This is a genomic window from Cedecea sp. P7760 (genome assembly GCF_013386425.1).
Classification (GTDB): domain Bacteria; phylum Pseudomonadota; class Gammaproteobacteria; order Enterobacterales; family Enterobacteriaceae; genus Cedecea; species Cedecea selenatireducens.
The window spans coordinates 118,670-128,142 of sequence record NZ_JACARU010000050.1 but is presented as its reverse complement, the minus strand read 5'-3'; the positions used below and the strand labels follow the sequence as shown (position 1 = coordinate 128,142).

Sequence of the window (9,473 nt, the reverse complement as noted above, 5' to 3'; positions counted from 1 at the left end):
CCAACTGAGCTAACGACCCGCTGTGCGGTTACTGCAAACTTCTTTACTGCATCTACTTTAAAGTGGTGGGTCGTGCAGGATTCGAACCTGCGACCAATTGATTAAAAGTCAACTGCTCTACCAACTGAGCTAACGACCCACTTTTGCGTCACTTTGGGTTTGTTTCGTATCCCTTGGCAACGGCGGCATATATTACTGATTTAAGATTTTGACGCAACAATAATTTTGACGCATATCGTTCAACTGCTTACGTTTCGCACGGCAAGACCAGAAAAACGACGATATCTGGTCAGGCCGCAAGCATTACTGTGCGTTCAGGCGTTTTTGAGCCTGCTTTGCACCGTCGGTTCCCGGATACTGTTTTACGACCTGCTGGTAGACGGCTTTCGCTTTTGCGACGTCGCCTTTGTCCTGCATGATCACGCCGACCTTAAACATGGCGTCCGGAGCCTTCGGTGATTTCGGGTAATTTTTCACCACGGAGGCAAAATAAAACGCCGCATCATCCTTTTTACCTTTGTTGTAATTCAACTGACCGAGCCAATAGTTGGCGTTCGGCAGATAAGTTGAATCCGGATACTTCTTCACAAAGCTCTGAAAGGCGTTGATGGCATCGTCCTGGCGCGATTTATCCTGCACCAGCGCGATGGCTGCATTGTAATCGCTGTTTGCGTCACCGCCCTGCGCTGGAGCCGCAGGGGCCGCGTTAGAGGCTCCTGCGTCCGGCGTGGTCGCCCCCTGAGAGGCACCGGCAGCAGGCTGTTGCCCTGCTCCCGCAGCCGCGCCGCTAAGGCTATCCATCTGCAGCAAAATTTGCTTTTGACGCTCCACAACCTGATTCAGCTGATACTGGTTTTCCTGAATCTGACCGCGCAGGGAATCAATATCATTCTGGTTATCGGAGAGTTGTTGCTGGAGTTGGGTCAAAAGCTGACTGTGAGCGTTAGAAATACGCTCGAGTTGAGTGACACGGTCTTCGACCGAGCCTGAGCCGACACTACTGATTGGCGCCTGAGCATTAGCGGCCCAGGGGGCCGCTATGCCAACCAGTAACGACAGACTCAACAAGTGATGTCTGAAGTTACTGCTCATGCGATTCTCTTAGTAAACCAGTACGGCACGACGGTTTTTAGCGTATGCCGCTTCGTCATGACCCAGTACTGCAGGTTTTTCTTTACCGTAAGAAACGATGGAGATCTGGTCTGCAGAAACGCCTTTACCTTGCAGGTACATTTTAACGGCGTTAGCACGACGTTCGCCCAGGGCGATGTTGTACTCTGGGGTACCGCGCTCATCCGCATGACCTTCTACGGTCACTTTGTAAGACGGGTTGCTACGCAGGAAGTTAGCGTGCGCATCCAGCATTGCAGCGAATTCAGAGCTAACATCGTATTTGTCCAGACCGAAATAAACGATGTTGTTCTGCTGCAGCTGTTGCATCTGCAGACGAGCCTGCTCTTCAGAAGACATGTTGCCGTGGCCGTTAGCGTCCATACCAGTGCCGGCACCCAGCATACCTTCACCGCTCTGACCATTGTTGGCGCTCTTGTTAGAAGAACACGCCGCGATAGCCATAACCGGCAGAGCAATCATCAGCCCTTTCAGCACTTTGTTCAGTTGCATTTCTTTGATCCTTTAATAATCAATATTGTTATCACAGATACGGCGACCAGGCAGGGAATTTGACCTGTCCATCAGTTGCCGGAAGACGCGCTTTGAAACGCCCATCTGTTGAAACCAAATTCAGCACGGATCCCATCCCCTGAGAAGAGCTGTAGATTACCATAGTGCCGTTAGGTGCCAGACTTGGCGTTTCATCCAGGAACGTTGACGATAAAGTTGTTACGCCACCCGCTACCAGATCCTGTTTGGCAATGTGCTGCTGACCGCTAGCGGAGCTGACCATTACCATAATTTTACCATCGGCACTGACATCGGCATCCTGGTTCTGACCACCTTCCCAGGAAAGACGCTGCGGAGCACCGCCACTAATACTGACTTTATAAATCTGTGGACGACCCGCCTGGTCAGAGGTATAGGCCAGGGTTTGGTTGTCCGGGAACCAGGTTGGTTCGGTATTGTTGCTGCGACCTTCAGTCACCTGACGAATCTGGCCAGAACCCAGGTCCATCACGTACAGCTGCAGGCTACCGGTTTTAGACAGCGCGAACGCCAGCTTAGAACCGTCCGGAGAGAATGCCGGTGCGCCGTTGTGCTGCGGGAACGAAGCAATCTGACGCACTGCGCCGTTAGCCAGCGTCTGCACAACCAGCGCAGAACGGCCGCTTTCGAAGGTCACATAAGCCAGTTTGCTGCCGTCCGGAGACCATGCAGGAGACATCAGCGGCTGCGGAGAACGGTGAACCACAAACTGGTTGTAGCCATCGTAATCAGAAACACGCAGCTCATACGGGAACTGGCCGCCATTGGTCTGTACAACGTAAGCAATACGGGTACGGAATGCGCCTTTAATCCCGGTCAGCTTCTCAAACACTTCGTCGCTGGCGGTGTGGCCTGCATAACGCAGCCACTGCTTGTTCACTTTGTAGGAGTTCTGGGCCAGCACCGTGCCCGGCGCACCTGAGGTGTCGACCAGTTGGTAAGCAACGGTGTAACTCCCGTCGCCGTTTGGCGTAACCTGACCTACCACGACGGCGTCAATACCGAGCGCGGTCCAGGCTGCAGGCTGAACTTCCTGAGCAGAACCCGGCTGCTGAGGCAGGCGAGATCTGTCGAGAGGATTGAATTTACCGCTGTTACGCAGGTCGGCAGCAACAATGCCACCAATATCTTCAGGCGCGGCGCCAGGGCCTGCCCAGGTAAACGGAACCACACCAATTGGACGAGCAGAGTCGACACCCTGGGTGATCTCGATACGAACTTCTGCGTGCAGCACCGCTGCCCACAGCATTAAGAAACTTAACGCTACACGAAATGCCTGCTTCATCATATCTCCCTTATCCGGGCGGAAAGCCCACGATAATTTAGCAGAATGTTAACAAACCCAAATACACAAAACTACCAAAACCCTGTAACTCAGCTTAGTGTGCTTTCCCCGTTGTGGCGGGGAAAACCGCGTTAAGGCTTAAAGTCGATCGGTGCGTTCTTGAAGACTTCATAAACAGCTTCGCTTGGCGGCTTAGGAATCTTCGCCAGACGCGCTGCCGCAACGGCAGCCTGGCAAAGTGCCGCATCGCCACCTTCTGGCTTGATATCAAGCAGAAGGCCGTCCGGCGCCAGCTTGATCCGCAGTGAACAGGTCTTACCGGCAAACGAAGGATCGTTATAGAACTTGCTCTCGATCGCTGCCTTTATCTGACCTGCGTAGCCGTTGATCTCTGCGCCGCTTGCGCCGTTGTTTTTATTATTCCCTTTTCCGGCGGCGGCTGCGGCATTACCTTTCGCCCCACCGCCCGTTTTCGGTGCATTCTTACCTGAGCTTAAATCACCGAATAAGTCGTCAACGCCCTGCGCTGCGGCTTTGTCAGAAGCGGCTTTCTCAGCAGCCGCCTTTTTCTTCGCGTCAGCAGCCGCTTTCTTGTCTGCTGCGGCTTTCGCGGCGGCAGCTTTATCAGCGGCGGCCTTCTCGGCAGCCTTTTCAGCCGCTGCTTTTTCGGCAGCAGCCTGTTTAGCCGCTTCCGCTTTTTCGGCAGCAGCCTCTTTCGCGGCCTCTGCGGCAGCTTTCTTCTCGGCATCCTGCGCAGCTTTCTTAGCGGCAGCATCTGCAGCTTTTTTCTCAGCATCCTGCTGAGCTTTCTTCGCTGCTGCGGCAGCGTCTGCGGCCGCTTTTTTCTCTGCGTCAGCCGCTTTCTTAGCCGCTTCTTCAGTCGCTTTCTTCTGAGCGTCCGCCGCGGCTTTCTTCGCCGCTTCTTCCGCAGCCTTCGCCTGGGCATCAGCCTGAGCTTTCGCCTGCGCATCGGCTTTTGCTTTCGCAGCAGCGGCAGCGGTCTCAGCCTGTTTCTGCTGTTCCTGAGCCTGCTTCGCGGCCGCTTCAGCCTGCTTCTGCTGCTCGGCCTGCGCTTTTGCCTGCTCCTGAGCCGCTAAACGCTCTTTCTCCAGCTCTTTCAGGCGCTGTTGCTCTGCCGCCTGTTTTTGCTGAAGCTCTTCTGCCTGCTGCTGCGCCTGTTTTTCACGCTGCTCGGCGGCACGTTTGCTGCTTGCCTGCTGCTGCTGTTGGCGATTGTAGTTATCCACTACCGCACCCGGGTCAACCATCACCGCGTCAATAGAAGAACCACCGCCACCGCCCGCGGATGCATCAATGTGCTCATCAAACGAGCTCCAGATCAGGATGCCAATCAAAATGATGTGCAGCACCACTGAAACGACGATCGCTCGTTTTAATTTAGCGTTCTCTTCGGTTGCCTTTGACACTCTCGGTTCCCAAACGTTTTAAGCGAAATGGATCAGATTGGCTGTGTCATCAAACCGACGGACTTCACGCCCGCCTGATGCAACAGATTCAGCGCCTTGATGATCTCATCATACGGAACATCTTTTGCACCGCCGATCAAAAAGACCGTTTTAGGATTTGCCTGCAGGCGGCGCTGCGCTTCCGCAACAACCTGCTCTGACGGCAGCTGATCCATACGATCTTTTTCAACCACTACGCTGTACTGCCCTACCCCGGACACTTCGATAATGACCGGCGGCTCATCGTTACTGCTGACGGTCTGGGAATCTGTCGCATCCGGCAGATCCACCTCGACGCTCTGGGTGATGATCGGCGCCGTTGCCATAAAGATCAGCAGCAGCACCAACAGCACGTCCAGCAATGGAACGATGTTAATTTCTGACTTCAGCTCACGACGACCACGTCCGCGTCTGGCCATGACTTACCCCTTGTTACTGCTTTTCGCTGCTGGTAAAAGCCTGACGGTGCAGGATAGCCGTGAACTCTTCCATGAAGTTGTCGTAATTCAATTCCAGTTTGTTCACGCGTTGGTTGAGGCGGTTGTACGCCATAACGGCCGGAATAGCGGCAAACAGACCAATCGCAGTCGCAATCAGCGCTTCAGCAATACCCGGCGCAACCATTTGCAGCGTTGCCTGCTTCACCGCACCGAGGGCGATAAACGCATGCATGATCCCCCACACCGTACCAAACAGACCGATGTACGGGCTGATGGAACCAACGGTGCCAAGGAAAGGAATATGGGTTTCCAGCGTTTCCAGCTCGCGGCTCATCGAGATACGCATCGCACGGGATGCCCCCTCAACCACGGCTTCTGGCGCGTGGGTGTTTGCGCGATGCAGACGCGCGAACTCTTTAAAACCGGAATAGAAAATTTGCTCAGAACCGCTCAGGCTTTCGCGACGGCCCTGGCTTTCCTGATACAGGCGAGACAGTTCGATCCCGGACCAGAACTTGTCTTCAAACGCCTCAGCTTCACGGCTGGCAGCATTAAGGATACGCGTTCGCTGAATGATGATTGCCCATGATGCGATGGAAAAACCAATCAAAATCAACATGATAAATTTGACCAGAAGGCTAGCCTTCAGGAACAAATCAAGGATATTCATGTCAGTCACTGCTTGAACTCCGCGACAATAGACTTGGGAAGCGCACGAGGCTTCATAAGGTGTGGATCAACACAAACAATCAGCACTTCAGCTTGGTTCAGTAACTGATTTTCAGCGTTGACTATTCGCTGCGTAAACACCATAGAAGTGCCGCGCATCGATGTAATTTCACTTTGGATTTCGAGTAAATCGTCGAGTCGGGCAGGCGCAAGATAATCAACGGTCATCCTGCGTACGACAAAGGCGACACGCTCCGCCAACAAGGAATGCTGGTTAAAGTTGTGCTGGCGCAGCATCTCTGTGCGTGCTCTTTCGTAAAAAGCAACATAACTGGCATGGTAAACCATACCCCCGGCGTCTGTGTCTTCGTAGTAAACACGAACCGGCCATCGAAACAGCGTTGTACTCACTTTACATCCCGGTAATACAATTTAACGCTGCTTACTATACGCAAGAGAATGAGGGTTTGGAATGGATTGTTTTAAACGTTAAGTAAATTTTTATGGGCTTGTTAAAGCCCATAATTTCTGCATCGTGCGGGGGAATGCGCGACGGCATTCAGAAGAAGAAAAATAGCAGTCCAGCGATGAGCACTAAATCGGCAATCAGCGGGCAGAAAATACCCTGCCAAAGTACTTTGGTTGGGCGGAAGCCCACGCCGTGAACGATCCCGGCACAAACGCCCCACATCAGCAGGAAGCCGTGCCAAATCTCCAGCTCACTCGTTTTCGCGGCGAAACGAGACGGGTCCCAAAAAATGCACCCTGCCAGCACCAGCGCCATCACTAAGGAAAGAGCCCGCAAGGGGCTCTTGTCCATTACCGCGTATAGTTTCGCGATAACGTATTCCATCAGTGCTCTTCTTTTCCGGCTTTGCTCGCCTCAACGTGCTCGAGAGCCAGCGCGGTAATAATCCCGAATGCACACGCGAGAAGCGTGCCCAGAATCCATGCAAAATACCACATAATCAGCTCCTTATTAGTACAGAGAGGTGGAGTTGCTTTCGATGTGCTCTTTGGTGATACGACCGAACATTTTCCAGTAACACCAGGTGGTGTAGAGAAGAATGATGGGTACGAACACGATAGCAACATAGGTCATCACATTCAGCGTCAGCTGGCTGGATGTCGCATCCCACATGGTCAGGCTAGCGTTCATCATGGTGCTGGAAGGCATCACGAACGGGAACATAGCAATACCGGCGGTCAGGATCACACAGGCCAGCGTCAGTGAGGAGAAGATGAACGCCAGAGCGCCCTTCTCCAGACGAGACATCAGAATGGTCAGCAGCGGCAACACAACGCCCAGCGCAGGAATTGCCCACAGGCCTGGCATATTGTTGAAGTTAACCATCCAGGCACCGGCCTGACGCGCGACTTCTTTAGTCAGCGGGTTAGAGGCAGCATGATGATCCAATACGGAGGTCACAACGTATCCATCGATGCCGTAAACCACCCAAACGCCTGCCAGTGCGAAGCAAACCATCATTACCAGCGCGGCAATCTGAGCCGCCGCTTTAGCACGCAGATGTAACTCACCGACGGTACGCATCTGCAGGTAGGTTGCACCCTGAGCAACAATCATCGACACGCTGACAACGCCGGCCAGCAGGCCAAACGGATTCAGCAACTGGAAGAAGTTACCGGTGTAGTAGAGACGCAGATATTCATCTACGTGGAACGGCACGCCCTGCAAGAGGTTGCCGAACGCCACGCCAATGACCAGCGGCGGCACAAAGCTCCCGATGAAAATGCCCCAGTCCCACATGTTACGCCAGCGGGTATCTTCAATCTTCGAACGGTAGTCGAAACCTACCGGGCGGAAGAACAAAGAAGCCAGCACCAGAATCATCGCCACGTAAAAGCCGGAGAAGGCTGCGGCATAGACCATTGGCCAGGCGGCAAATAACGCACCACCGGCGGTGATCAACCAGACCTGGTTACCGTCCCAGTGTGGCGCAATGGAGTTCACCATAATGCGGCGCTCAACGTCGGTACGACCAATCACGCGTGACAGCATGCCCACGCCCATGTCGAAGCCGTCGGTGACGGCGAAGCCAATCAGCAGGACGCCGACCAGCAGCCACCAGATAAAACGCAATACTTCATAATCAATCATTTGACGACTCCTGTCTTAGCGTGCCGGCTGAGAAGCCACGTTGGACTGCTCAAAGTGATAGCGTCCTGTTTTCAGACTGCTCGGCCCAAGGCGAGCAAATTTGAACATCAGGAACAGCTCCGCCACCATAAACAGCGTGTAAAGGCCGCAAATCAGTATCATGGAGAACAGCAGGTCACCCACGCTTAGCGAAGAGTTGGCCACTGCCGTCGGCAGAACCTCACCTACCGCCCACGGCTGACGGCCGTATTCAGCCACAAACCAGCCGGACTCGATAGCGATCCACGGCAGCGGAATACCGTACAGCGCGGCGCGCAGCAGCCATTTTTTCGAACCGATGGCGTTGCGGGTTACGGTCCAGAAGGAGGCAGCAATAATGAACAGCATCAGGAAGCCACAGCCCACCATGATACGGAACGCGAAGTACAGCGGTGCCACGCGAGGAATAGAGTCCTTGGTCGCTTTCTGAATCTGCTCTTCGGTCGCGTCGGTGACGTTTTCCGTGTAGCGCTTCAGCAGCAGGCCATAGCCAAGGTCTTTCTTCACATGGTTGAAGTCATCACGCACGCTTTGATCGGCAGAGCCTTTACGCAGCTGCTCGAGCAGGCTGTACGCCTTCATCCCGTTACGGATACGTTCTTCGTGCTGCACCATCAGCTCTTTCAGGCCGGTAACCTGCTTATCAACGGAGCGGGTAGCGATAAGCCCCAGCGCGTAAGGGATCTGGATAGCAAAGCGGTTTTCTTGTTTATCCTGGTCAGGAATACCAAACAGGGTAAAGGCAGCCGGCGCGGGCTGGGTTTCCCATTCGGCTTCAATTGCGGCCAGTTTGGTTTTCTGCACGTCACCCATTTCATAACCGGACTCATCACCCAGCACGATAACGGAGAGAATGGCGGCCATACCGAAGCTCGCCGCGATGGCGAAGGAGCGCTTCGCAAACGCGAAGTCACGGCCTTTCAGCATGTAGTAAGAGCTGATACCGAGCACAAACATCGCGCCACACACGTAGCCGGATGCCACGGTATGAACAAATTTAACCTGCGCAACCGGGTTCAGGACCAGCTCGGAGAAGCTGACCATTTCCATACGCATCGTTTCGAAGTTGAAGTCGGAAGCGATAGGGTTTTGCATCCAGCCGTTGGCGACCAGAATCCACAGTGCGGAGAGGTTAGAGCCCAGCGCCACCAGCCAGGTGACGGCCATGTGCTGAACTTTGCCGAGACGATCCCAGCCAAAGAAGAACAGACCAACGAAGGTGGATTCGAGGAAGAATGCCATCAGGCCTTCGATAGCCAGCGGCGCACCGAAGATATCCCCGACGTAGTGAGAATAGTAAGACCAGTTAGTCCCGAACTGGAACTCCATGGTTAAACCGGTTGCCACCCCCAGCGCAAAGTTGATTGCAAACAACTTGCCCCAGAATTTGGTCATATCTTTATAAATCTGCTTACCTGACAGAACGTAGACCGTTTCCATGATGGCCAGCAAAAACGCCATACCGAGCGTTAATGGCACAAACAGGAAGTGGTACATCGCGGTCAAGGCAAACTGTAAGCGCGACAGTTCGACAATATCAAACATCTTGACTCCTTGCTCTTCGCATGAAGACTTCGACTGTGGTTCACCGGGAGGTTTGCCACAAGCATGCCCTAATACAAATACATTCGCTTCCAGACCCCTTTTTATCGCCCACTTTATTCAAATGTGAAATCAAAAGGTGAAAGGTTACAAACACGTTAATAAAATCAAAAATAACCCGTAATTATATTACCCTGCAATTCCCTTACAATAAACAGGTCTTTGCTTAATGTTTTTTACGTTTTACGACG

The 9,473-nt window shown here is 53.4% G+C and carries 11 protein-coding genes and 1 tRNA gene; all 12 read right to left on the bottom strand.

Translation table 11 applies throughout. The annotated features are described in order from the left end of the window. Positions 1-63 precede the first annotated feature (63 nt). The 12 genes from HX778_RS17275 to cydA all read right to left on the bottom strand — a co-directional run bounded on the left by HX778_RS17275 (position 64) and on the right by cydA (position 9,225). Positions 64-139: transfer RNA gene (locus HX778_RS17275), tRNA-Lys, on the bottom strand. A 164-nt stretch (positions 140-303) separates the two neighbouring features. Beyond that, positions 304-1,092, bottom strand: a complete 789-nt coding sequence (gene cpoB / locus HX778_RS17270; RefSeq protein WP_038474550.1) for a cell division protein CpoB — start codon at positions 1,090-1,092, stop codon at positions 304-306. Positions 1,093-1,101: 9 nt separating this feature from the next. Continuing rightward, on the bottom strand, positions 1,102-1,623 hold the full coding sequence (gene pal, locus HX778_RS17265) for a peptidoglycan-associated lipoprotein Pal (RefSeq protein ID WP_008456172.1): 522 nt from the start codon (positions 1,621-1,623) through the stop codon (positions 1,102-1,104). Positions 1,624-1,654: 31 nt separating this feature from the next. Continuing rightward, on the bottom strand, positions 1,655-2,947 hold the full coding sequence (tolB, locus tag HX778_RS17260; protein ID WP_038474555.1) for a Tol-Pal system beta propeller repeat protein TolB: 1,293 nt from the start codon (positions 2,945-2,947) through the stop codon (positions 1,655-1,657). Between the two features lie 131 nt (positions 2,948-3,078). After that, positions 3,079-4,374: a cell envelope integrity protein TolA gene (gene tolA, locus HX778_RS17255; RefSeq protein WP_176982621.1), complete on the bottom strand. Its 1,296-nt coding sequence runs from the start codon at positions 4,372-4,374 to the stop codon at positions 3,079-3,081. A 32-nt stretch (positions 4,375-4,406) separates the two neighbouring features. Beyond that, positions 4,407-4,832, bottom strand: a complete 426-nt coding sequence (gene tolR, locus HX778_RS17250; protein WP_008456166.1) for a colicin uptake protein TolR — start codon at positions 4,830-4,832, stop codon at positions 4,407-4,409. Positions 4,833-4,845: 13 nt separating this feature from the next. Further along, entirely contained in the window at positions 4,846-5,532 is a 687-nt protein-coding gene (tolQ, locus tag HX778_RS17245; RefSeq protein ID WP_038474561.1) for a Tol-Pal system protein TolQ, read from the bottom strand. Then, positions 5,529-5,933, bottom strand: coding sequence for a tol-pal system-associated acyl-CoA thioesterase (ybgC, locus tag HX778_RS17240; RefSeq protein ID WP_008456156.1), 405 nt, complete (start codon positions 5,931-5,933; stop codon positions 5,529-5,531). The genes tolQ and ybgC overlap by 4 nt, the downstream gene beginning before the upstream one ends. A 148-nt stretch (positions 5,934-6,081) precedes the next feature. Then, on the bottom strand, positions 6,082-6,375 hold the full coding sequence (gene ybgE / locus HX778_RS17235; RefSeq protein ID WP_038474565.1) for a cyd operon protein YbgE: 294 nt from the start codon (positions 6,373-6,375) through the stop codon (positions 6,082-6,084). After that, a complete protein-coding gene (gene cydX / locus HX778_RS17230; RefSeq protein ID WP_008456153.1) occupies positions 6,375-6,488 on the bottom strand; it encodes a cytochrome bd-I oxidase subunit CydX in 114 nt (37 codons plus the stop codon). The genes ybgE and cydX overlap by 1 nt, the downstream gene beginning before the upstream one ends. A 13-nt stretch (positions 6,489-6,501) precedes the next feature. After that, positions 6,502-7,641: a cytochrome d ubiquinol oxidase subunit II gene (cydB, locus tag HX778_RS17225; RefSeq protein ID WP_038474568.1), complete on the bottom strand. Its 1,140-nt coding sequence runs from the start codon at positions 7,639-7,641 to the stop codon at positions 6,502-6,504. Positions 7,642-7,656: 15 nt separating this feature from the next. Further along, positions 7,657-9,225, bottom strand: a complete 1,569-nt coding sequence (gene cydA, locus HX778_RS17220) for a cytochrome ubiquinol oxidase subunit I (RefSeq protein WP_038474571.1) — start codon at positions 9,223-9,225, stop codon at positions 7,657-7,659. Between the last annotated feature and the right edge of the window lie 248 nt (positions 9,226-9,473).

What these genes read in the sequence shown, in the direction of transcription:
- cydA (WP_038474571.1), bottom strand. Translation starts at nt 9,225, where the DNA reads ATGTTTGATATTGTCGAACTGTCGCGCTTACAGTTTGCCTTGACCGCG.
- cydX (WP_008456153.1), bottom strand. Translation starts at nt 6,488, where the DNA reads ATGTGGTATTTTGCATGGATTCTGGGCACGCTTCTCGCGTGTGCATTC.
- tolR (WP_008456166.1), bottom strand. Translation starts at nt 4,832, where the DNA reads ATGGCCAGACGCGGACGTGGTCGTCGTGAGCTGAAGTCAGAAATTAAC.
- pal (WP_008456172.1), bottom strand. Translation starts at nt 1,623, where the DNA reads ATGCAACTGAACAAAGTGCTGAAAGGGCTGATGATTGCTCTGCCGGTT.
- tolB (WP_038474555.1), bottom strand. Translation starts at nt 2,947, where the DNA reads ATGAAGCAGGCATTTCGTGTAGCGTTAAGTTTCTTAATGCTGTGGGCA.
- cpoB (WP_038474550.1), bottom strand. Translation starts at nt 1,092, where the DNA reads ATGAGCAGTAACTTCAGACATCACTTGTTGAGTCTGTCGTTACTGGTT.
- cydB (WP_038474568.1), bottom strand. Translation starts at nt 7,641, where the DNA reads ATGATTGATTATGAAGTATTGCGTTTTATCTGGTGGCTGCTGGTCGGC.
- ybgE (WP_038474565.1), bottom strand. Translation starts at nt 6,375, where the DNA reads ATGGAATACGTTATCGCGAAACTATACGCGGTAATGGACAAGAGCCCC.